Annotated in this window: 16 protein-coding genes; 7 read left to right on the top strand and 9 right to left on the bottom strand. The window is 72.1% G+C overall.

The features are described from left to right. Positions 1 to 25 precede the first annotated feature (25 nt). Positions 26 to 3,007, top strand: coding sequence for an aminotransferase (locus tag LXM50_RS06700; protein ID WP_233310534.1), 2,982 nt, complete (start codon positions 26 to 28; stop codon positions 3,005 to 3,007). A 43-nt stretch (positions 3,008 to 3,050) separates the two neighbouring features. Here LXM50_RS06700 and LXM50_RS06705 read toward each other — a convergent pair whose 3' ends face one another. Next, complete coding sequence (locus LXM50_RS06705) at positions 3,051 to 3,812, bottom strand: SDR family oxidoreductase (RefSeq protein ID WP_233310535.1); 762 nt, start codon at positions 3,810 to 3,812, stop codon at positions 3,051 to 3,053. Between the two features lie 102 nt (positions 3,813 to 3,914). Here LXM50_RS06705 and LXM50_RS06710 point away from each other — a divergent pair, with 102 nt between their 5' ends. Next, complete coding sequence (locus LXM50_RS06710) at positions 3,915 to 4,802, top strand: helix-turn-helix transcriptional regulator (protein WP_233310536.1); 888 nt, start codon at positions 3,915 to 3,917, stop codon at positions 4,800 to 4,802. A gap of 66 nt (positions 4,803 to 4,868) precedes the next feature. On the opposite strand, the gene gdhA is transcribed toward LXM50_RS06710, so the two are convergent. Together gdhA and LXM50_RS06720 are read right to left on the bottom strand one after the other, a co-directional pair. Continuing rightward, positions 4,869 to 6,239 (bottom strand): NADP-specific glutamate dehydrogenase, encoded by a 1,371-nt coding sequence (gene gdhA / locus LXM50_RS06715; RefSeq protein ID WP_308192511.1) that lies wholly within the window; start codon positions 6,237 to 6,239, stop codon positions 4,869 to 4,871. A gap of 152 nt (positions 6,240 to 6,391) precedes the next feature. Then, a complete protein-coding gene (locus LXM50_RS06720; RefSeq protein ID WP_233310738.1) occupies positions 6,392 to 8,983 on the bottom strand; it encodes a phosphoenolpyruvate carboxylase in 2,592 nt (863 codons plus the stop codon). Between the two features lie 200 nt (positions 8,984 to 9,183). Here LXM50_RS06720 and nhaA point away from each other — a divergent pair, with 200 nt between their 5' ends. The 4 genes from nhaA (at position 9,184) to LXM50_RS06740 (ending at position 13,421) form a co-directional block, all read left to right on the top strand. Beyond that, complete coding sequence (gene nhaA / locus LXM50_RS06725; protein ID WP_233310537.1) at positions 9,184 to 10,464, top strand: Na+/H+ antiporter NhaA; 1,281 nt, start codon at positions 9,184 to 9,186, stop codon at positions 10,462 to 10,464. Beyond that, the gene (locus tag LXM50_RS06730) at positions 10,433 to 11,164 is read left to right on the top strand and encodes a MazG family protein (protein WP_233310538.1); all 732 of its coding nucleotides are present in this window, start codon (positions 10,433 to 10,435) and stop codon (positions 11,162 to 11,164) included. Before nhaA ends, LXM50_RS06730 begins: the two co-directional genes overlap by 32 nt. A gap of 48 nt (positions 11,165 to 11,212) precedes the next feature. Further along, positions 11,213 to 12,481: a HisS family protein gene (locus LXM50_RS06735; protein WP_233310739.1), complete on the top strand. Its 1,269-nt coding sequence runs from the start codon at positions 11,213 to 11,215 to the stop codon at positions 12,479 to 12,481. Between the two features lie 67 nt (positions 12,482 to 12,548). Continuing rightward, entirely contained in the window at positions 12,549 to 13,421 is an 873-nt protein-coding gene (locus LXM50_RS06740) for an SGNH/GDSL hydrolase family protein (RefSeq protein WP_233310539.1), read from the top strand. Here the strand turns inward: LXM50_RS06740 and LXM50_RS06745 are convergent. Further along, complete coding sequence (locus LXM50_RS06745; RefSeq protein WP_233310540.1) at positions 13,402 to 13,926, bottom strand: glyoxalase/bleomycin resistance/extradiol dioxygenase family protein; 525 nt, start codon at positions 13,924 to 13,926, stop codon at positions 13,402 to 13,404. The two genes, LXM50_RS06740 and LXM50_RS06745, sit on opposite strands and share 20 nt — an antisense overlap. Before the next feature lie 115 nt (positions 13,927 to 14,041). Between LXM50_RS06745 and LXM50_RS06750 the strand changes: the two genes are divergently transcribed. Further along, positions 14,042 to 14,830: a helix-turn-helix domain-containing protein gene (locus tag LXM50_RS06750; protein ID WP_233310541.1), complete on the top strand. Its 789-nt coding sequence runs from the start codon at positions 14,042 to 14,044 to the stop codon at positions 14,828 to 14,830. Here LXM50_RS06750 and LXM50_RS06755 read toward each other — a convergent pair. From LXM50_RS06755 to LXM50_RS06775, 5 genes are read right to left on the bottom strand one after another with little or no spacing between them, the layout of a single operon-like run. Then, positions 14,784 to 16,034: an APC family permease gene (locus LXM50_RS06755; protein ID WP_233310542.1), complete on the bottom strand. Its 1,251-nt coding sequence runs from the start codon at positions 16,032 to 16,034 to the stop codon at positions 14,784 to 14,786. The genes LXM50_RS06750 and LXM50_RS06755 overlap by 47 nt on opposite strands. Positions 16,035 to 16,038: 4 nt before the next feature. Then, positions 16,039 to 17,703 carry a CocE/NonD family hydrolase gene (locus tag LXM50_RS06760; RefSeq protein ID WP_233310543.1) on the bottom strand — a complete coding sequence of 555 codons (1,665 nt, stop codon included), beginning with the start codon at positions 17,701 to 17,703 and terminating at the stop codon, positions 16,039 to 16,041. Further along, a complete protein-coding gene (locus LXM50_RS06765; RefSeq protein WP_233310544.1) occupies positions 17,700 to 18,998 on the bottom strand; it encodes an MFS transporter in 1,299 nt (432 codons plus the stop codon). The genes LXM50_RS06760 and LXM50_RS06765 overlap by 4 nt, the downstream gene beginning before the upstream one ends. After that, positions 18,998 to 19,996, bottom strand: coding sequence for an alpha/beta hydrolase fold domain-containing protein (locus LXM50_RS06770; RefSeq protein ID WP_233310545.1), 999 nt, complete (start codon positions 19,994 to 19,996; stop codon positions 18,998 to 19,000). Before LXM50_RS06770 ends, LXM50_RS06765 begins: the two co-directional genes overlap by 1 nt. After that, a complete protein-coding gene (locus LXM50_RS06775; RefSeq protein WP_233310546.1) occupies positions 19,993 to 20,994 on the bottom strand; it encodes an alpha/beta hydrolase in 1,002 nt (333 codons plus the stop codon). The genes LXM50_RS06770 and LXM50_RS06775 overlap by 4 nt, the downstream gene beginning before the upstream one ends. Positions 20,995 to 21,058 lie beyond the last annotated feature (64 nt).

Below are 21,058 nucleotides of genomic sequence, written 5' to 3' on the forward strand. Positions count from 1 at the left end.
CTCCCACTCTCGACGAAGGAACGCCGTGCAAGAACAGCAGGCCCGGGGTCTTGTGCGCCCCGATGTCACCGCGCCCGACGCCGTCGTGATCGCGCGCGAGCTCTGGGGCATCACCGTCACCGCCTCCGAGCTCGGCAGCAATCAGGACCGCAACTTCCTGCTCACCGCCGCGGACGGCGTGCGCAGCGTGCTGCGCGTCGACAACCCCGTCTTCCCGGACAGCGCCCGCGATGCGCAGCATGCCGCGCTGGAGGCCTACCGTGCGGCGGGTGTCGCGGTGCCCGCCGCGCTGCCTGGCCTCGACGGCGCTCTCACCCAGCGCTGGCGGGGGTTCTCCGTACGGCGCAGCGCCTTCGCCGAGGGGGAGGCGATGGTCGACGCCGGCTACTTCGCGCCGGTGGTGCTGCGGGAGTTCGGATCCCTCGCCGCCGCGTCGGTGAACGCGCTCGCCGCGCTGGATCATCCGGGCCTCGACCGTCCGCAGATGTGGGACATGCGGGTCGCGGCCGAGGAGGCGCGCGGTCTGCTGCCGTCGATCGGGGAGCCGGAGCTGCGTCGGCGCGTCGAGGGGGCGATCGCGCAGGCCGAACGCCTCCTGAGGGCCGTCGCCGCAGACCTGCCCGTGCAGCCGATCCACGGCGACCTCACCGATGACAACGTCATGGGGGAGCGCGGCGCGGATTCCCGGCTGCACCCGCGCACCGTGCTGGACCTCGGCGACCTGGGCCTCGGGTGGCGCGTCGCCGAGCTCGCGGTGTGCGCGTCATCGATGCTGCATCACGAGCCGGAGCGGCCGCTGCGCGTGCTCGAGACCATCGCGGCGTTCCACGCCACCGCGCCGCTCAGCGACGCAGAAGCCCGCGCGGTCTGGCCGCTCATCGTGCTGCGCGCCGCGCTGCTCGTGGCGAGCGGCTGGCGTCAGCTCGAGATCGACGGGGGCAACGACTACGCCCGCGAGCGCATCGCCGGAGAACAGGCGATCTTCGATGCGGCCACCCGCATCGGACTGGCCACCGTGGTCGAGCTGGTGCAGGACCGTCTCGATGTCCCAGCAGACGTTCCGGCGCCCGCGCCGGCGAAGGCCGGAGCAGCGCCGCTGGCATCGCTGCTGCCGGGGCTCGACGGCGAGGTCGTGATCCTCGATCCGGGCGTCGAGTCCGAGGACCTGGCCGGTGGGGCATGGCTCTCGTCCGACGCCGAGGAGACCCTCGTCCGCACCGCCCTCGACGGCGGCGCCGCCGCAGCCGTCATGCCCTACGGCGTCTACCGGCTCACCCGTTCGCGCGTCGACAGTGCGGACGCCGCGCCTACCTGGCCGATCGGGACGACGATCCACCTGCCTGCCGGCGGACGGCTGCTGCTCGTCGCTCCGGTGTCCGGACGGATCGACGGCTCCGGGTACGGCACGGTGCGGATCGCGTTCGGCGACGGGTGGGTCTGTGAGATCCGCGGCACGGAATCCGCTCCCGACCAGGGCACCGAGATCGTCGCAGGGCAGGGGCTCAGCTGGGTCCCGGACGGCACGACGGCCAGAGCCGTCGTGATCTCGATTCTGCGCCGCGACGCCCCGGGGACGATCCCGGACGCCGGTGACGCCGCGCTCGTCGTCCCGGAGGTGGTGCCCGCCTGGCGCCGGTTCAGCACCGACCCGGCGCCCTGGCTCGGTCTGCCCGTCCTCGCGCAGTCGGATGAGGCGCCCGCCGAGCTCGCGCGCCGGGCGCGCATCTTCGCGAGCGCCCAGGAACGGTACTACGAGCGCCCGCCGCAGATCGAGCGCGGCTGGCGGCACCATCTCGTCGATACCACGGGGCGCGCCTATGTCGACATGGTGAACAACGTCACCGGTCTCGGGCACGGTCATCCGGGCGTCGCCGACGCGGTGAACCGGCAGATCCGGATCCTGAACACCAACTCCCGATTCCTGTACCGTGAGCTCGCCGAATACAGCGAGCGTCTGCTCGCCCTGCTGCCGGACGAGGCGCGCCGCGGCGGGGCCGACCGGGACGCTCTGGACACGGTGCTGCTGGTGAACAGCGGCTCCGAGGCCGTCGACCTGGCGCTGCGGCTGGCACAGGCCGCCACGGGACGGAAGACCGTGGTGTCGCTGCGTGAGGCTTATCACGGGTGGACGATGGCCAGCGATGCCGTCACGACGAGCGCCTACGACAACCCCGATGCGCTCGCCACCCGTCCGGACTGGGTGCACGTCGCGGACGTGCCCAACCGCTTCCGCGGCACCTACCGCGGGGAGGGCACGGGGCCGAGGTATGCCGTCGACCTGGGGACCGACCTGGACCGGCTCGCCGAGGAGGGGCGTCCCGTCGCGGGCTTCATCTGCGAGTCGGTGCTGGGCAACGCGGGCGGTGTGCTGCTGCCCGACGGCTACCTCGTCGACGCCTACGCCAGGGTGCGCGCGGCGGGAGGTCTCTGCATCGCCGACGAGGTGCAGGTCGGGTTCGGGCGGATGGGATCCTCGTTCTGGGGCTTCGAGCAGTCCGGCGTCGTGCCGGACGTCATCACGATCGCGAAGCCGATGGGCAACGGCTTCCCGATCGGCGGGGTGATCACGTCGACGCGGGTGGCCGACGCGCTGTCCGCCCAGGGGCAGTTCTTCTCATCGGCCGGAGGGAACCCGCTCAGCTGCCGCGTCGGCATCGCGGTGCTGGACGCGATGGCGGCCGAGGGGCTGCAGGAGAACGCCCGCGTCGTGGGGGCGCAGTTGGCTGCAGGCTTCCGCACGTTGGCCGAGCGTCATCCGTTGATCGGCCCGGTGCACGGCGAAGGGCTCTATCTCGGAGTCGAGCTCGTCCGGGACCGGGAGAGCATGGTGCCCGCGGCGGCCGAGGCCTCGGCGATCTGCGAGCGGCTCCGCGAGCTGGGCGTCGTCGTGCTCACGACCTCCGAGCGCTCGAACGTGCTCAAGATCAAGCCTCCGCTGTGCCTGACGGCGTCCAGCGCGGATGTGGTCGTGGCAGCGCTGGACCGGGTGCTCTCCGAGGGCTGGTGAGTCCGCGCGGTCTCCGCCGGTGCGGAGACCGCGCGGACCGGGATCATGCCTGCTGCGTCGGCAGGACGACGACCTGGCGCAGATTCACGTGCGCGGGGCGGGTCACGACGAAGTCGACCAGATCGGCGATGTCATCGGCGGAGATCGCCTCGATCGCGTCGAACATGGCGGCGAGTTCGGCCCCCAGCCGCTCGTTCTCGATGTGGGTGCCGAGCTCGGTCGAGGTGAGACCGGGTTCGACGTTGGTGACCCGCACGCCGTGCCGGGCCATCTCGGTGCGCTGCATGGCGGAGAGCGCGGTGACGGCGGCTTTCGTCGCGGCGTAGACGGCGTAGTCGGGGAACACCGCGTGCGCGGCGATCGACGAGATGTTGACGATGTCGCGGGATCCGGTTCCTTCCACAAGGTCCGACAGCACGGCGCGGGTGATTCGGAGCAGGCCGGTGAGATTCGTGTCGATCATGCGACCCCACTCGTCGGCGCGACCGTCGGCGAGAGGGTTCGGCAGCATCACGCCGGCGGCGTTGACGAGGATGTCGACGCGCCCCAGTTCCGCATGGATGCGCGTGACCGCGGCTTCGACGTCGGCATCCGAGGTGATGTCGGCCGGCACGGCCAGCACGCGTCCGGCGGATTCTGCGGACGCCTCGGCGACGGCGACGAGTCGATCCTCGCGGCGGCCGAGGGCGGCGACGGAGGCGCCGAGGGCGGCGAGGTGCGCGGCGACGGCCGCGCCCATGCCGCTGCCGGCACCGGTGACGAGAGCGGTGCGTCCGGACAGGGGGAGGGAGGATTCGGTGTTCATGAGCACCAGCCTGCGAGGGCGGCGCCGAGGGCGGGAACGCTCCGATGAACCTGGGTCTGACAGGACCCTTCTCGCCCGGCGCGCGGCCGCGATACTGGGACCATGACATCGGAGATCGGCGAGTTCCTCCGCGCGAAGCGCGAACGGGTCGCACCGGAGGAGCGCGGTCTCCCCGCGGGTGGCCGGCGGCGTGTGCCGGGGCTGCGTCGCGAGGAGGTCGCGCTGCTGGCGGGGATCAGTCCCGACTACTACGTTCGTCTGGAACAGGGCAGGGCGCGGGCGGCGTCGGACCAGGTGCTCGACGCGATCGCGCGCGTGCTGAGCCTGGACGACGTGGAGCGCGATCATCTCCGGGTTCTCGCGCGGCCGGATGCCGTGGCGCCGGCGCCCCGGGCTCTCTCGACTCCCGCCGCACGGCACGGGGTGCGCGCGCTGCTCGAGGCGATGCCCCAGGTGCCGGCGTTCGTGCTGGGGCCGGCCATGGACGTGCTGGCGACGAACCTCCTCGGCGAGGCCCTCATCGCGCTCCCCGACGGGCCACGGAACATGGCCCGTCACGTCTTCCTGGATCCGACCTCACCCTCGTACTATCCCGAATGGGCGAAGGTCGCCCGCGAGACGGCTGCCCACCTGCGACGCATGGCGGGTCTGCTCCCCGACGCCCCGGAGATCGCGGCGCTGATCGGTGAGCTCACCATCGGCAGCGATGACTTCGTGCGGGAATGGGCGCGACAGGAGGTGGTCGTGAAGACCCACGGTCGCAAGCTCGTCGACCACCCGGAGGTCGGGCGCCTCTCCCTCGACTACGAGACGCTCACCCTTCCCGATGAGCCCGGACTCATGCTCGTGACGTACACGGCCGCCGACGAGAGGACATCCGACGCGCTGCGGACGCTGGGATCCTGGGCGGCGAGCCGGTCGAGCGGCGACCGTGCGGTGCGCCCGCCCGTCGCCGACGGGCATGATCGCGCACCGTCTGCGGAACGCTGAGCGCGTCCGAGACGAAAGCGCCGGCCCGCTCGAGGCGGGCCGGCGCTTCCCCGTTCGGAGTGCGGTTCAGATCACGCCCTGGGCGAGCATCGCGTTCGCGACCCGCTCGAAGCCGGCGATGTTGGCGCCGGCGACGTAGTCGCCGGGAACGCCGTAGCGCTCGGCGGCGTCGAACGCGGCGTGGTGGATGTCCGCCATGATGTCGCGGAGCTTCTGCTCGCTGTCGTCGAAGCCCCAGCGCTGACGGGCCGCGTTCTGGCTCATCTCCAGCGCGGACGTCGCGACGCCGCCGGCGTTCGCGGCCTTGCCGGGCGCGAACAGCACGCCCGCGTCCTGGAAGGCGGCGACGGCCTCCGGGGTGCTCGGCATGTTGGCGCCCTCGGAGACGGCGCGCACGCCGTTCGCGATCAGGGCGGCGGCGCTCGCACCGTCCAGCTCGTTCTGCGTCGCGGAGGGCACCGCGATGTCGACCGGCACCTCCCAGACGGATCCGCCCTCGACGAAACGGGCGCTCGGCCGGCGGTTCGCATACTCGACGATGCGGCCGCGCTCGACCTCCTTGATCTGGCGCAGCAGGTCCACATCGATGCCGGCGTCGTCGACGACGTATCCGGAGGAGTCGGACGCGGTCACCGCGACAGCGCCCAGCTGAGCGGCCTTCTGAATCGCGTAGATCGCGACGTTGCCGGATCCGGAGACGCCCACCCGCTTGCCGTCGAGCGACTCGCCGTGCACGGCCAGCATCTCCTGCGCGAAGAAGACCGCGCCGTAGCCGGTGGCCTCGGTCCGCACCTGAGCGCCGCCCCAGCCGATGCCCTTGCCCGTGAACATGCCGGACTCGTGACGGTTGGTGATCTTGCGGTACTGGCCGAACAGATAGCCGATCTCGCGGCCGCCCACGCCGATGTCGCCTGCGGGGACGTCGGTGTGCTCGCCGAGGTGGCGGTACAGCTCGTTCATGAAGGACTGGCAGAACCGCATGATCTCGGCGTCGCTGCGGCCGTGCGGGTCGAAGTTAGAGCCGCCCTTGCCGCCGCCGATGCCCTGACCGGTGAGCGCGTTCTTGAAGATCTGCTCGAAGCCGAGGAACTTGATGATCGAGATGTTCACCGACGGGTGGAAGCGCAGGCCGCCCTTGTACGGACCGAGCACGGAGGAGTACTGCACGCGGTAACCGCGGTTCACCTGCAGCTTTCCGTTGTCGTCCACCCACGGCACACGGAAGATCACCTGGCGCTCCGGCTCGACGAGGCGCTCCAGCACCCCGGCGTCGACGTACTCGGGGTGCCGCTCGAGCACGGGCCCGATCGAATGCAGCACCTCGTGCACGGCCTGATGGAACTCCGGCTCGTGCGGGTTCAGGGCGAGGACGTCGTCGAAGACGGGCTGGGCGAGCGTGGAGAGGGGATGGAAGTCGGTGTTGACGGGGTCGCTGATGGTGTCGGTCACTCGGGTGCTTTCAGAGGGGGATGCGGAGAGGAGCGCGGGTGATCGTGTCGTGCGCAGACAGCCGGATGCGGCGGATTCCTCACTCTAACCCGGCACGCCGCCCGCCCTGCGCCGTGTGAACCCTGCGCGAGAAGCCCGGATCAGCCCGTGTTCTGCAGGCCCGCGGCCACGCCGCTGACCGACAGGAGCAGCAGACGCTGCAGCTCCGGATCCGGCGCGGGAGCCTGCTCATCCGCGTCGCGGAGGCCGCGCAGCGCCCGCAGTTGGAGGAGCGACAGCGCGTCCACGTAGGGGCTGCGCATCGCGACCGCGCGCTGCAGGATGGGCTTGTTCTCCAGCAGACGCTCGCCACCGGTGAGGCGGATCACCCAGGAGCGGGTGAGCTCCATCTCCTCGAGGACGAGACCGGCGAGGTCGTCGCGGTCGCCGAGGCCCAGGTAGCGGCGGGCGATGCGCGGATCCGTCTTCGCGAGACTCATCGCGACGTTGTCGACCATGGTGCGCAGCAGCGGCCACTCCTGGTACGCGGTGCGCAGCAGATCCTCGTCTCCGACGGCGTCGAGCGCGGTGCCCAGACCGAACCAGCCTGCGAGGTTGATCCGCGCCTGCGTCCATGCGAACACCCACGGGATCGCCCTGAGGTCCTCGAGGGATTCGACGGAGAGCCCACGACGCGCCGGGCGGGACCCGAGGGCCAGCAGGCCGACCTCCTCCATGGGCGTGACCGTGGCGAACCAGGGCGCGAAGCCCGGCGCCTTCACGAGGGAGAAGAAGCGTTCGCGTGAGGCGAGGTCCATGGTCGCGGCGACGTCGGCGAACCGCTCGGCGGCGGCGCTGTTGCGCTGTTCGACGCCGGGGGAGGAGGCGAGCAGGGTCGCGGCGGTGACCTGGTCGATGTGCCGCATCGCGATCGCGGGCTCGCCGTAGCGGGCGAAGATGACCTCGCCCTGCTCGGTGAGCTTGAATCGCCCGTCGACCGAGTGCGGCGGCTGCGCGAGGATCGCCGAGTTCGCGGGCCCGCCGCCACGGCCGAGGGCGCCGCCGCGGCCGTGGAACAGGGTGAGCTCGATGCTCTCGCGCTGCGCCCAGGCGGCGATCTCCGCCTGCGCCTCGTAGAGGGCGAGGTTCGCCGCGACCGGACCGACGTCCTTCGACGAGTCGGAGTAGCCGAGCATGACCTCCAGGCGGCGGCCGGTCGCAGCAAGCCGCGCCGCGAAGGCAGGGTGCGTGACGATCTCGGCGAGGATCCCGGGGGCGGCCTGCAGGTCGGCGAACGTCTCGAACAGCGGCACCACGTCGAGCACGGGCCCGTCGTCTCCGCACGCGTACTGCGCGAGGCGATGCACGTTCGCGAGGTCCTGCGCGGACTGCGTGAACGAGACGACGTAGCGACCTGCGGCGCGGGGGCCATGGGTGCGCTGGATCTCGCGGACGGTGCGGAAGACCGCGAGCACCTCCTCGGTCTCGGCGCTGAGTGATCCGGATCCGCCCGCGGCGTCGAGCTCCGCGAGAGCGCGCGCATGCACCTGGGAGTGCTGACGCACCTCCAGCTCGGCGAGGTGGAAGCCGTACGTCTCCACCTGCCAGATGAGGTGCTGCATCCCGCCGAACGCATGCCGGTGCGCGCCGGCTGCGACGAGCGACGACTGCACGGTGCGAAGCTCGGCGAGGAGCTGCTCCGGATCCTCGTATCCGCCCTCGTCCCCGCGACGGGTGACCGCGACGCGGTGCGCGAGCAGCAGCAGCATCCGACGATGCGGCTCGGAGGGGGAGCGGGTGGCGATCTCGCCCGCGACGTCGGGGTGGGCGGTCTGCAGCGCGCTCCACAGCGCCGTCGCCTCCGCGGAGGGCGGCGTGCCCTCGGCATCGAGGGTCAGCGTGCGGCCGATCCGCTCGATCGCGCGCTCGAGCCCGCGCAGGACGTGGTCGGCCGCGATCGCCGCGGCCTCGCGGGTCACGGCGGCCGTGACGAACGGGTTGCCGTCGCGGTCGCCGCCGACCCAGGTGCCGATGCGCACGAAGGCGGGGACGATGGGGGCGGAGGAACCGGATTCGTCGCCGCGCAGCACGTCGTCGATGCGGCGGTACACGTGCGGCACCGTGGTGAACAGCGTCTCGTCGAAGACGCTCATGACCGTGCGCACCTCATCGGTCGGCGCCGGCTTCTGGGCGCGCAGCGGCGCCGTGCGCCAGAGGGTGTCGACCTCCTCGAGCATGCGCCGACGTGCGCGGTGCGCCTCGGGGCCGCCCTCGGCCGCGGCGTCATGCGCGCTGAGCAGGTCGGCGAGCCGCCGGATGCTGGATGACACCGCGCGGCGGCGGGCTTCGGTGGGATGCGCCGTGAACACGGGGTGGAACCGCAGCGCGCCGAGGCGGCGGCGGGCCTCGTCCTCGCCGACCTCGGCGCTCAGCTGCGCGAAGGCTCCGGCGACGGTGTCGGTGGACGTGGGGTCGTCGCCGCGCTCGCGGAGCACACGGACGCGCTGGTGCTCCTCGGCGAGGTTCACGAGGTGGAAGTAGGCGGTGAAGGCTCTGGCGACCTCGTCTGCGCGCTGCACCGAGAACTCCTCGGCGATCCGGGTCGCGCGGTCGAAGGCCTCGGCGGACTCGTCGGTGTAGGCCTCGATCGTGGCCTGGCGCAGGCGCTCGACGTCGTCGAACAGATCGTCGCCGCCGGATTCGCGCAGGACCTGGCCGAGCAGCGCGCCGAGCATGCGCACGTCGGCGCGCATCGCCTCGGGCAGCTCGCGCCCTGCCTCGAACCTGCCGACGATGCGGATGGCTTCGGTATGAGTTGTGTCGGGGGTCACGGTTCGAGCGTAAACCGATGCCGTCGGCGCGACGACCGCGTGACGTTCCGCGGGGAGCGGTATGCCATCCCGGGCGCCCTGGCTCTCGTCGCCGTGCATGGGCGCGCGATACGGTGGGAGGGATGAGCCGCACGACTCGCCTTCTCCGTTCCGCCCAGTTCCCCGCGATCCTGCTGCTCCTGGCCGCGGGGCTCGGACTTCTGCTGGCCAACCTGCCCTCGCATGATGCGGTCGCCGGGATCCTCGACGCGCACCTCGCCGTGCCCGGCACCGGACTCGACCTCTCGGTCGAGCACTGGGTGTCCGACGGGGTCCTCGCGATCTTCTTCTTCGTCGTCGCCCTGGAGCTGCAGTTCGAGCTCACCCGCGGCGAGCTGAACAGCCTGCGCGCGGCGGTCCAGCCCGCGATCGCCGCGGCCGGCGGCATCCTGGTCCCGATTGCCGTGTATCTGGTGATCGCGGGCGGCGGGCCGAGCGCGACGGGCTGGCCCATCCCCACCGCGACCGACATCGCCTTCGCGCTCGGCGTACTCGCCGTGTTCGGGCGCGGTCTGCCGTCCGCGGTGCGCGTGTTCCTGCTCGCCCTCGCGATCCTCGACGACATCGTCGGGATCGTCTTCATCGCGGTGCTGTTCGCCGACGGTCTGGATCTGCTGCGATTGGGACTGGGGATCGTGGCGGTGATCGTGTTCGCGGTGCTCAGCCGCACGCTGCAGCGACGCCGGCGCCTGGATCCGCTCATCGTGGCGCTCATGATCGTCGTCGGCGTCGTCGCGTGGGCCCTGTTCGCCCTCTCCGGCGTGCATGCGACGATCGCCGGAGTCATGCTCGGGCTCGTGATGGCGCCGCGCGCATCGGAGCGCACCCGGCACGCGCTGGAGCCGTGGGTGAACGGCCTGGTCCTGCCGCTGTTCGCGTTCGTCGCGGCTTTCGTGGTGATCCCGCAGGTGCCGCTGTCGGCGCTGTCGCCCGCCTTCTTCGGCATCCTCGTCGCGTTGCCGGTCGGCAAGCTGCTCGGCATCTCACTGTTCGGGCTCGTCGCGCAGCGGATCCGTCCGCGCGGCACGCCGCCGGCGATCCGGTTCCCCGACCTGCTCGCGGCCGGTGCGCTCGGCGGCATCGGATTCACCGTGTCGCTGCTGCTGGCCAATCTCGCGTTCGCGAAGCAGGCCGAGGTCCGCGACGAGGCGATCCTGGCGGTGCTGCTCGGATCGATCGTCTCTCTCCTCGTCGGCGCCGTGCTGGTGTCATGGCGGGCGAAGGTGCACCGCGCCGCGGGCGCCTCCGATGAGGATTTCGGCGACGATGACGACCTCTGGGTGGCGCACACGGACGAGGTGCGGACCCCGACGGCTCGAGAGGAGCTCTTCGATGAGCGGCACGGTGGACCCGGGAAGCACTGAGGATCCGCTCCGCGCGGCCGCCGAGGTCATGCGACAGGTGCGAGAGAAGTGCGTGTGGTCGCAGGCCATGACGCACCGCGAACTCGTGCCGTACCTCGTCGAGGAGTCGGCCGAGCTCATCGACGCGGTGGAGCGCGGCGACCGTACGGAGCTGCGCGAAGAGCTCGGCGACCTGCTCTGGCAGGTCCTGTTCCATGCGGCGATCGCGGCGCAGGATCCGGCGGATCCGTTCGACATCGACGACGTCGCGCGTACGCTCACCGAGAAGATGACGCGGCGCCACCCGCATGTGTTCGGCGATGCGATCGCGCGCACGCCGGAAGAGGTGCTCGTGCACTGGAACGCGGCCAAGGCGGCCGAGAAGCGCGAGCGCCGCAGCGTGCTGGACGGCATCCCTCCCGGCATGCCCGCCCTCGCCCGCGCGCAGAAGATCCTGGGCCGGGCCGCGAAGGCGAAGGTCGTGGTCTCCGAGGATCCGTCCGCTTCCGGGCATGAGGAGGAGCCGCCGGCGATCGTCGGCCCGACTCCCGCGCCTCCTGCGGAACCCGCCGCGCTCACGGAGGCCGAGCTCGGCGACCAGCTGCTGACTCTCGTCGTGGCGGCTCGCACCCACGGCTGGGACGCGGAGCGTGCGCTGCGCGAGCGGATCAGGATCCTCGAGGACGAGGTGCGGGCCGCGGAGGGATCCGAGTCGGTCTGACGGACCTGGAAGAATGGTTCCGTGGCAACGGTCAATCCTCCGCGCGGGATGCGCGACTTCCTCCCCGCCGACAAGGCACGTCGTGAGCGCGTGCTGTCCGTCATCCGCGAGCGCTACCGCGCGCATGGCTTCGACGAGATCGAGACGCCCGTCGTCGAGGAGTACGACCGCCTGCACGCAGGGATCGGCGGCGACAACGAGAAGCTCTCGTTCAACATCCTGCGCCGAGGTCTCGACGCCGAGGGCATCGCCGCGGCGGCCGAGGATCCGGCCGCGCTCAGCGACCTCGGCCTGCGCTACGACCTGACCGTCCCGCTCGCCCGCTTCTACGCGACGAACCGCGGCCAGCTGCCCGGGGTGTTCCGCTCGATCCAGATCGGTCCGGTCTGGCGCGCCGAGCGCCCGCAGAAGGGCCGGTACCGCCAGTTCGTGCAATGCGACATCGACATCATCGGGGACGACTCGGCGCGCGCCGAGGCCGAACTCATCGTCGCATCGCTCGACACGATCGACGCCCTGGGCCTCACCGGGGGCACGGTGCGCGTGAACGACCGCCGCGCGCTGGACTGGATGCTCGACGCGTTCGGCTTCGCGCAGGACGAGCGCCCCGGTGTTCTCATCACGATCGACAAGCTCGACAAGATCGGTGCGGACGGCATCGTCGCCGAGCTGCGCGAGCGCGGCGCCACCGCCGCGGCCGTGGATGCGTTCGAGGCGTTCCTGCACCGCCCGCAGACGCTCGAGTACAACCCCTACGGCGAACGGCAGATCCGCAAGGCGCTGCCCGAGAACGCCCCGGACGAGCTCGTCGCGCACCTCGTGGGACTCGGCGAAGCGGTCGCGGCCGCACGCCCTGCCGCGGAGGGGATCGACCCGATCCCGCTGCAGTTCGACCCGTTCCTCGTGCGCGGCATGGGCTATTACACGGGCACGATCATGGAGCTCGCGCACCCTTCCGTGACCTACTCGCTGGGTGGTGGCGGTCGCTATGACGGCATGATCGGACGCTTCCTCGGTCAGCAGGTGCCCGCGGTCGGCTTCTCGATCGGCTTCGAGCGCATCGTCGATCTGCTGGAGTCGGCCGACGATGATGCAGCCCAGGCCGTGGTGCTGGTGCACGACGCCGACGTCCCGGTGGCGGAGCTCGTCGCCCACAAGGCGGCGCTCATCGCGGGCGGCGCCCGGGTGCGGCTGGAGCGGCGAACGAAGAACCTCAAGGCTCTGCTGGAACGTGCCGCCGCCGACGGCTACACGGCATTCGCGGGTGTCCGCGCGGGCGATTCCTCCGATGCGCTGGAGGTCAAGCCGCTGTCCTGACGCGACCGTCGCCTTCGCGACCGCGGCTCGTCACGCGCCGTTCATGTCGATGCGGTCTGATCGGCGTATGGACGTTGCCGACCGCCGCAGGACCCGATCCTCGCGCTCCGCCGGGCTCAGCAACCGCTCGAAGGGGCTTCTCGGAGCCGCCGGGCTCGCGGTCGCGGGATCGGCCGTCGCCGTGCCGCTCGCCCTGCGGCGCCAGGCCAGGATCGCCCGACGTCGCATCGGCAAGCCGCTGGGCGAGGAAGCGATCGATGCAGACCGCGTGTGGCGGCCGCGCCTGTCGGGGGAGCCCATCGAACTGCTTCTTCTCGGCGACTCGCTCGCGGCGGGTCTTGGTGCCGAACGACGCAAGGACACGCTGGGCGGACGGCTCGCCAAGGGCGTCGCCCGGCGGACGCGACGGCCGGTGCGACTGCGCACCGTTGCGATCGTCGGATCCGAGTCGCCGGATCTGGATGCCCAGCTCGCCTCGCTTCCGACGGACTACCTGCCGCACGTCGCCGTGATCGTCGTGGGCGGCAACGACGTGACGCATCGGATCCCGGTCTCCCTGTCGGTGCAGCATCTCGAAGATGCGATCGGCTGGCTGCATGCGCTCGGCGCCGGCGTCGTGGTGGGCACCTGCCCCGACCTCGGGGCGCTGCGGGCCGTTCCGCAGCCGCTGCGCTCGATCGCCTCGCGGATGTCGCGGCGACTGGCGGCGGCGCAGGCCCAGGCCGCCATCGAGCACGGAGCCACGGCGGTCGACCTGCGCCGTGCGGTCGGCCCGATGTTCTTCGACGAGCCCGAGGAGATGTTCAGCCTGGACCGGTTCCACCCCAGCGCCCTCGGCTACCGGCGCACCGCGGAGGCGCTGCTGCCCGCTGCCGCGGCAGCGGCCGAGGAGGCCGCGGTGGGCGCGACCCCCGGAGCGCTCAGCTCTCCGTCGCGGTGAACGAGGCGGCCCATTCGGCGATGCGGGCTGTGCTCTCGGCCTCCGAGAGGTCCTCGACCCGCGTCATGATCGACCAGCGTACGCCGAACGGATCCCGGATGCTCGCATAGCGGTCGCCCGAGACGAACGTCGACGGCGCCTCGCGGACGGTGGCGCCCGCGGCGACGGCGCGCTCGACGACCGTGTCGACGTCGGGCACATAGAGACCCATTGAGTAGCAATCGGCGTCGCCGGCGGGCGCGGCGACGAGCCCGTACTCGGGGTTGGGGTCGCCCAGCTGTAGCACGCCGAGACCGAAGTCGAGGTCGGCGTGCGCGACCACGCCGCCGAACTCGGTGATCTCGACGACGCGCGCGCCGAAGATCTCGCGGTAGAACTCGATCGCGGACCGGGAATCGGGGATGGCCAGGAACGGGGTGAGGGAGGTGGCGGAGTTCGGGCGGCCGTTCGTCGTGTACTGGCCGGTGATGCCGGTGGCGTTCGTCGTGGAGGTGTCTTCGCTCATGACCCGAGGCTAGGCCCGGAGCGGAGGGCGGTTCTTGCAGATTCGCGCCATGTCGGACGGAGGGACGGACCCCTGGTGGCGGTCCGATGTCCGGGGCGCCATCTACGCTCGAGGGATGGTCGATCCGACGCGTGGCGTGCTCTATCCGGCGCGCCTGCCGCAGTTCCACCGTCTTCCGCCACCGGCCCAGGTCGCCGAGCTCGTGGAGTGGTGCTGGATCCCCGAGTGGGATATCGAGCCGGGCCGTTCGTCGCGTCAGGACCTCGTGTCGTTCCCTGCTCTGAACCTGGTCGTCGAGAGCGGAGGCACGGTGCTGTCGGGCGCGACGACGCGAGCCAGCTCCCGGGAGTTGACCGGCAGGGGGTGGGCCGTTGGCGCGCTGTTGCGACCGGCCGCCGTGGCCGCGCTGACCGAGGAGCCCTCGACGCTGCTGGACCGGGTGGAGGCGTACCCGGCTCCGGGACTGACGGAGGCGGTCGCGCGGGCGATGTCCTCGGGCGAAGGGCATCGGGAGCGGGCCGTCGCGGTGCTGTGCGCCTGGCTGGGCGAGCGAGTGGGCGAGGTCCCCGCTCCGGCTCGGCACGCGAACGCCATGGCGGAGTTGCTCATGTCCGATCCAGACATCCGCACCCCTGAGCAGGCGGCAGCCCGCCTCGCCGTCTCGGTGCGCACGCTGCAGCGCATGGCGCACCGCCACGTCGGACTGTCGCCCGCAGCCATGATCCGGCGGCGGCGGCTGCAGGAGGCCGCGGAGCGGATCCGTTCGCATGCCGACACGGATCTCGCGACGGTCGCCGTCGAGCTCGGCTACGCGGATCAGTCGCACCTCGCGAACGACTTCCGCGCAGTGCTCGGCTTCACCCCGTCGGCGTATCGCGCCGATGCCGGTCCCCGCCGAGCCTGATCGCCCGCAGCCCGACGCCGACGAGGACGACAGCCGCACCGATCAGCACCGAGGGCAGCGGCAGCGACGCGGCCAGGGTTGCGCAGCCGATGACGCCGAGCACCTGCAGCGGCTTCGGATATCGACGGGCGGTCCCGGCCTGCTGGAGCGCGGCGGCGTTCGCGACGAAGTAGTACAGCAGCACCCCGAACGAGGAGAATCCGATCGCTCCGCGCAGATCGGCGGCGAGCACGACCGCCACCACGACGGCGCCGGCGGCCAGCTGGGCGCGCCGCGGGACGTGATGCCCGCGGTCGACAGCGGCCAGGAAACGGGGCAGATCGCGCTCCCGCGCCATCGCGAGCGAGGTGCGCCCGATCCCGGACAGCAGGGCGAGCAGCGCCCCGGTCGCGGCCGCTGCGGCGGCGATCCGCACCGCAGGCACCGCGGCCGTCCAGCCGGCCGCTGAGACGACGTCGGCGAGCGGCGCGGTCGAGCTCTCCGCGCCCCCGCCGAGCGTCATGACGACCGCACCGCCGATGAGGACGTAGACCGCGAGCGCGGAAGCGAGCGCAATGCCGATCGCCCGCGGGATGGTGCGCGACGGATCACGCACCTCCTCGCCCATGGTCGCGATCCGCGCATAGCCGGCGAAGGCGAAGAAGAGCAGACCCGCGGCCTGGAGCACACCGTACGGGGATCCGGACGGGAGCGGCACCGGCGCGGCGTGGGGCAGCGCGGCGCCGGCCGCTGCGAGGACCACGACCAGTCCGAGCAGCGTCACGGCCACGAGCATCTGGGTGACGCGCGCGGTGCGGGTCACCCCGACGCAGGTGACGGCGGTGAGCGTGGCGACCGCCACGACGGCGACGGGCCTCTGCCATCCCGCGGGGGCGACGTAGGCGGCGACCGTCATGGCCATCGCAGCCCCGCTCGCGAGTTTGCCGGTCACGAAGCACCATCCGGCGACGAACCCCCACCACGGTCCCAGCTCGGCGCGTCCGTACGCGTACGCGCCGCCGGAGACCGGATGCACGGCCGCGAGCTGCGCCGACGAGGTGGCGTTGCAGAACGCCACGACGCCCGCCAGAGCCAGCGCGACGAGCAGGCCGGAGCCGGCTGCGCCCAGAGCCGGGCCCCAGACGATGAACACCCCCGCGCCGATCATGGATCCGAGGCCGATCGCGACGGCATCGGCGAGCGTCAGACGGCGAGCAAGAGGCATCCCGTCATCGTGGCACCGTGGGGTGAACGGAGGGCGCCGTGTCGTCGGAAAGCGGGAGGACGAGCATGGCCGGCGTCGTGCCTCCCAGGAAAAGGGTCTGGATGCTGGCGATGAGGCGCGAATGGTCGCGGACGGGGTCGGCCGTGCCCGGATTGCGCAGATGCAGGGGGTGCGCGCCCCACGACACCTGGACGCGCAGGCGGTTGCCCGCGGCGAAGCGATGGGCGACCGGCGCGAGTACGACGCCCACGTCGCGCGGCTCGCCGGGAGCGACGGGCGGGGAGAGTCGGAGGTAGCCGTCGGTCACCGTGCGGGAGACCCCTCGGCGATCGACTTCGCAGAGGCGCACGAAGACGTCGGCGCGCGGATTCGTGGAGGCGAACGTCAGCCTCATCTCCGGCGAGCCCATGACCAGCAGCGGGCCGGCGAGAGGCTCGCCCGTGAACAGCAGCACATCGTCCCGGCGTTCGCGGCGTCGCTGGTCCCGACGCCCCGCGCTGAACGGGTTGAGCGTACGGCCGCCGGCGTCGGGGGTGGGATCGGCGGGGTCGTAGCGGGACGCGAGGGCGCCGCTGTCGTGTGCGATGCCGGGCGCCGCGAGGCGGCCGTCCGCGGTCAGCTCCAGCCGGTGCGGAACGCTCGGCGGCGGCCATGCGGTCAGATCCCGCCACCCGCCGCCCCCGCTGATCTCGACGCGCACGGCGGCGGCCTCGGACTCGCCCTCGAACACCCGCAGCGCCTCGCGCACGCCGATCACGGTGATCTCCGCAGCGCCGTGGATCCAGTCGCCCACGATCAGGCGCGTCCGCACGCCGGCGCCCTGCAGCGCGGCGTGGTCGTGGAGCTGGCCGACCAGGAAGAGATCCTGCCATCCCGCCAGCAGCGTGACGGGAGGGATCGCTGCGGGATCGGAGGCGAAGTGCAGCGGATCCCACCAGGGATCCCCGGGATCGCTGTGCTCGACCCAGTCGCGGAAGAACTGCGGGTCGTTGCCGAGAGCTGCCGGAACAGCTTCGGACGGCGGCACCGTCCGTGCTCCCCGGGTGAGGCCCCTGCGTGCTCGCAGCAGCCTCCACAGACGCGCCGGAGGCCGGCGCTCCTGGACGCCGAGGGCGTACGCCCATGCGAGCGGCGTGTCGATCGAGAAACCGTGCCCGAGGTAGAGGATCGCCTCGTCGAAGCGTCGGGCCGACACCGCGATGCCCATGGCGTCGGGCCGGAGCTCGCCGTCGCAGTACGCCCATTGCGTCACCCCGAAGTAACTGCCGCCCCAGGAGTGCACGAGGCCGGTCGCCCACGGCTGCGCGCGCAGCCAACGCAGCGTCGCCTGCCCGTCGGCGACCTCGTCGTGCAGCGGCCGGAACCGTCCGCCGGACCCGAAGGTGCCGCGACAGCTCTGCACCACGACGTGATGCCCGCGTTCGGCGAGGAAGCGCGCCACGGCGGCGACGCCGTTCCGGTCGTAGGGCGTGCGGATGAGCACGGTGTGCGGGCCGGCGTCGTCCGCCGCCCAATGGTCGGTGAGCAACGTCGCCCCGTCGTCTGCGGGCACCGCGATGCCCGAGGTCCGGTGCACGACCGGATGCGTCGGCGCCGGCATGTCGGGGGCCGAGCGCAGCCTGCGGTACTCGGCGCGCGCCGTCCAGGGCAGCCGATCGCCCCTGCTCATCGGACCGCCTTGACCCGTGTGACGGCGAAGGCGGCGAACAGCGCCATCACGACCGCGCCGGCATAGAGCGCGACGAAGTTCTCCCCTGTGGGCGAGCCGATGCGCGTCACGAAGAACGCGAACACCGGCACCAGGATGCCCGGCAGCAGGTAGGCGAGCGCCACGATGCCGAGATCCTTGCCGGCGTCTTCGGTCGAGGGCAGGCACTCGGTCATGAGGGCGACGTCGGCCGCGATGTAGGCGCCCTGACCTGCGCCGACGATGCCGATCCCGATCAGGAAGAAGGTGACGTCGCCGCCCGCGACGGCGACGACGAGCCCGGCCGCGCTCGTCAGCGCGCCGATCACGACGGTCGGCTTGCGCCGCCCTGTGCGGTCCGAGATGACGCCGAAGACGAAGGCCAACACGAGGTTCATGATCGTGAATGCCGCGGTCGCCTGGGTCTGGACGACCGCGATGCGCGCCGGATCGTCGATGCCGAAGCGGCTGGAGATCGTGAGGTAGAGGTAGCTGGTCACCGACACGATGGAGGCGGTCATGAAGAAGCGGCAGATCCAGGCCCACGCGAAGTCGGGGTGGCGGCGGGGGCTCAGCCAGAACGTCTCGAGCACCCCGCGCCAGTCGAGCGGGGGAACGGGGACCGTGCGGTGCAGGTCGCGCAGGGCGAAGAAGAGCGTGAGCGCGAGAACGACGGCGATGCCGCCGGGGATGAGGAACATGCCGACCTGTCCCGTGCCCGCGACCGCGCCGGCCAGCGCGACACCGCCGAAGATGCCGATGGTCGTCGCGGCGCCTGTGACGGCGGACATGATCGCGCGGATGCGGCGGCGGATCTGATCGGCGAAGAGGGTGTGGATCGTCATCGACACGGCTCCCCACCCGATCAGCACGAGCACGACGCCCGCTCCGAGCACGAGGAGAGAGGTGGCGAACGCCTGCAGGAGGTAGCCGATCGCCGCGAGGAGCACGCCCGCCGCGATCCAAGGGCGGCGGACGCCGAGGCGGGAGAGGGAGCGGTCGCTGAGACGCCCGAAGATCGGAGTGGTGACGAGGATCGCGGCGCCGCCGGCGGTGAGGACGATGCTGAGATTCCCCGTGGCCTGCTCGGGATCCCACTGCTTGAGGAGCTGCGGCACGGCGACCCCGGCGACGCCCTGGGCGATGCCGGTTGCGAGCCAGGTGAGGACGAACGCGACCCAGAACCACCAGGTCTGACGTTCGCCGGGCACGGAGTCGTCCGCGGGTGAGGGGGCGGACGGCAGCGGGATCACGGGGTCTGCGGCATGGGTGGACATCATCGTCTCCCTCTCGGTTCGGTGTTCGGGTGCGGGTGTTCGGACGCGTAGGCGGCGGCGACCTCGGCGACGAACACGTCGCGCCAGTCGCGGGCTCCCTGCCAGGCGGTGAGCCCCGGGGAGCCGTGCACGTGGCCGGCGCCGATGCGGAGAGTCACGGGGACCTCCGCGTCCTCCAGGGCGCGGGCGTAGGCGACAGCGCCGTTGCGGAGCGGGTCGAACTCCGCGGCGAGGATCAGGGCCGGGGCGAGGCCTCGATGATCGGCGGCGTCGAGCGGCGAGCACTCCGCCAGAGGGGCGCCCGCGCGGTAGATGCCGACCAGGAGCTCGGCGCTGTCCATGCCGGAGGCGCGGCGTTGCTGCTCGGAGGGGCCGTCGAGAGGGCGCAGCGTGGCGGGCAGCACCTCGAGCGCCTGATGGTGCAGCCGGCGGCCCGCATCCCTCTCACGAAGGGCGGCGGAGGCCGCGATCGTGGCTCCGGCGGAGTTGCCTCCGATGCCGAGACGAGCCGGGTCGACGCCCAGCTCGCCCGCCCGGGCGCGCAAGTCTGCGAGCGCTGCGACGGCGTCGTCGACCGGGGCGGGGAACGGGTGCTCCGGGGCGAGGCGGTACTCGAGCGACACGATCTGCACGGCGGAGCGCAGGGCGCGGTCCGCGGTGGTGCTCTCGTTGAGCACCTCGTCGATCGTCCCCGCGATCCAGCCTCCGCCGTGCAGCCACAGCATGGTCGGGAGAGGGCCGGACGAGCCCGCCGAGCGGAACCGCCGGGCGCGGAGAGGTCCGGCGGCGCCGGTGAGCTGCAGCTCCTCGGTCTCCACGCCCGGGGGAGTCGGTTCCGTGAACTCGGCGGCCAGCAGATCGCTCAGGACCTTGGCCGCGCGGCGATGCGCGGCGGGGTCGGGGGAGCCGTACCCCGGCAGTCCGGCCGCGATCTCCTCGTTCCGGCGGAGCCAGGCGCGCACCGGCGCGTCGAGCAGCAGCATGTCCGCGGTGCTCATGAGTCCGCCCGCAGCCGGCGCAGCTCGGTCACGATCAGGCGGTGGGCGACGTCGGCGGCCGGGACGAAGCCGGTCGCACCGAGGGAGCCGTGGGTCTGACCGATGAACCGCACGGCCGTGACGTCGACTCCGGCGTCCGAGAGCGCCCTGGCGTACGCCTCGCCGTCGCCGCGGAGGGGATCCAGCTCGGAGGTGATGATGAGCGCCGGAGGAAGGCCGGCGTGGGAGTCGGCGAGCAGCGGCGACGCGTACGGGTTGCGGGCCGCCTTCGCGTCGTCGCCGACGTACTGACGCACCAGCGTCCGTCCGGCCTTGCGCACGATGACGCCGGGCATCCCCGCGCTGACGCCGCGCGCGTCGGCGTGCCCGATGGTGAGGTCGAGCGCCGGGTTCTCTAGCAGTTGCAGGGCGATCGGGCGCGCGGCGCGGTCGCGGTTCATGAGCGTCACCGCCGCGGCCAGGTCGCCCCCGGATGACGCGCCGCCCACGGCGAGCCGGTCGCGGGATCCGCCCAGCTCCTCCGCGTGGGCGTGTGTCCATTCCCAGGCGCTCCAGCACTGCTCCGGCTGGGTGGGGAAGCGCTGTTCCGGCGCGTGCGCGTAGTCCGCGGCGACGATGATGATCCCGGCGTCGCGCGCCCGCTCGCGGAACCGTGCGTCCCAGGACACCCAGTCGATCCCGGCGATCGTGAAGCCTCCGCCGTAGAAGTAGACGAGGATCGGCAGCCCGGCGCCCTGCGGGGTCGGGTCGGGCCCGGGCCAGTAGACGCGCACTCGCACGTCGGGGTGGCCGGCGACGGGCACGGTGTGCTCCGCGGTGGCGGTGTCGAGAGGCGAGATCCCCAGGGCCGTGCTGACCGCGGTGTCGTTCTCCCCTGCGACGCGGCGTCGCCCTGCGGGGTCACCGGGCTCGGGCGCGAGGAACGGGGCGATCCGCGTCTCATGCGCGGCGACGGTGCGGTCGAGCATCGGTCGGCGGTAGCGGGACGGGCTTCGCATCGGTCATCTCCTTCGACGGGCTGCGGACTAGTCTGAGCAATCGAAGTACTTCGATGAAGAGGGG

It is taken from the genome of Microbacterium sp. Au-Mic1, assembly GCF_021341785.1.
Taxonomy (GTDB): domain Bacteria; phylum Actinomycetota; class Actinomycetes; order Actinomycetales; family Microbacteriaceae; genus Microbacterium.

Excerpts from the sequence above, each read along its gene's own strand:
- LXM50_RS06705 (WP_233310535.1), bottom strand. The coding sequence starts at position 3,812 with ATGAACACCGAATCCTCCCTCCCCCTGTCCGGACGCACCGCTCTCGTC.
- LXM50_RS06710 (WP_233310536.1), top strand. The coding sequence starts at position 3,915 with ATGACATCGGAGATCGGCGAGTTCCTCCGCGCGAAGCGCGAACGGGTC.
- LXM50_RS06720 (WP_233310738.1), bottom strand. The coding sequence starts at position 8,983 with ATGCGCGCCGACGTGCGCATGCTCGGCGCGCTGCTCGGCCAGGTCCTG.
- nhaA (WP_233310537.1), top strand. The coding sequence starts at position 9,184 with ATGAGCCGCACGACTCGCCTTCTCCGTTCCGCCCAGTTCCCCGCGATC.
- LXM50_RS06730 (WP_233310538.1), top strand. The coding sequence starts at position 10,433 with ATGAGCGGCACGGTGGACCCGGGAAGCACTGAGGATCCGCTCCGCGCG.
- LXM50_RS06735 (WP_233310739.1), top strand. The coding sequence starts at position 11,213 with ATGCGCGACTTCCTCCCCGCCGACAAGGCACGTCGTGAGCGCGTGCTG.
- LXM50_RS06740 (WP_233310539.1), top strand. The coding sequence starts at position 12,549 with ATGGACGTTGCCGACCGCCGCAGGACCCGATCCTCGCGCTCCGCCGGG.
- LXM50_RS06745 (WP_233310540.1), bottom strand. The coding sequence starts at position 13,926 with ATGAGCGAAGACACCTCCACGACGAACGCCACCGGCATCACCGGCCAG.
- LXM50_RS06750 (WP_233310541.1), top strand. The coding sequence starts at position 14,042 with ATGGTCGATCCGACGCGTGGCGTGCTCTATCCGGCGCGCCTGCCGCAG.
- LXM50_RS06755 (WP_233310542.1), bottom strand. The coding sequence starts at position 16,034 with ATGCCTCTTGCTCGCCGTCTGACGCTCGCCGATGCCGTCGCGATCGGC.
- LXM50_RS06760 (WP_233310543.1), bottom strand. The coding sequence starts at position 17,703 with ATGAGCAGGGGCGATCGGCTGCCCTGGACGGCGCGCGCCGAGTACCGC.
- LXM50_RS06765 (WP_233310544.1), bottom strand. The coding sequence starts at position 18,998 with ATGTCCACCCATGCCGCAGACCCCGTGATCCCGCTGCCGTCCGCCCCC.
- LXM50_RS06770 (WP_233310545.1), bottom strand. The coding sequence starts at position 19,996 with ATGAGCACCGCGGACATGCTGCTGCTCGACGCGCCGGTGCGCGCCTGG.
- LXM50_RS06775 (WP_233310546.1), bottom strand. The coding sequence starts at position 20,994 with ATGCGAAGCCCGTCCCGCTACCGCCGACCGATGCTCGACCGCACCGTC.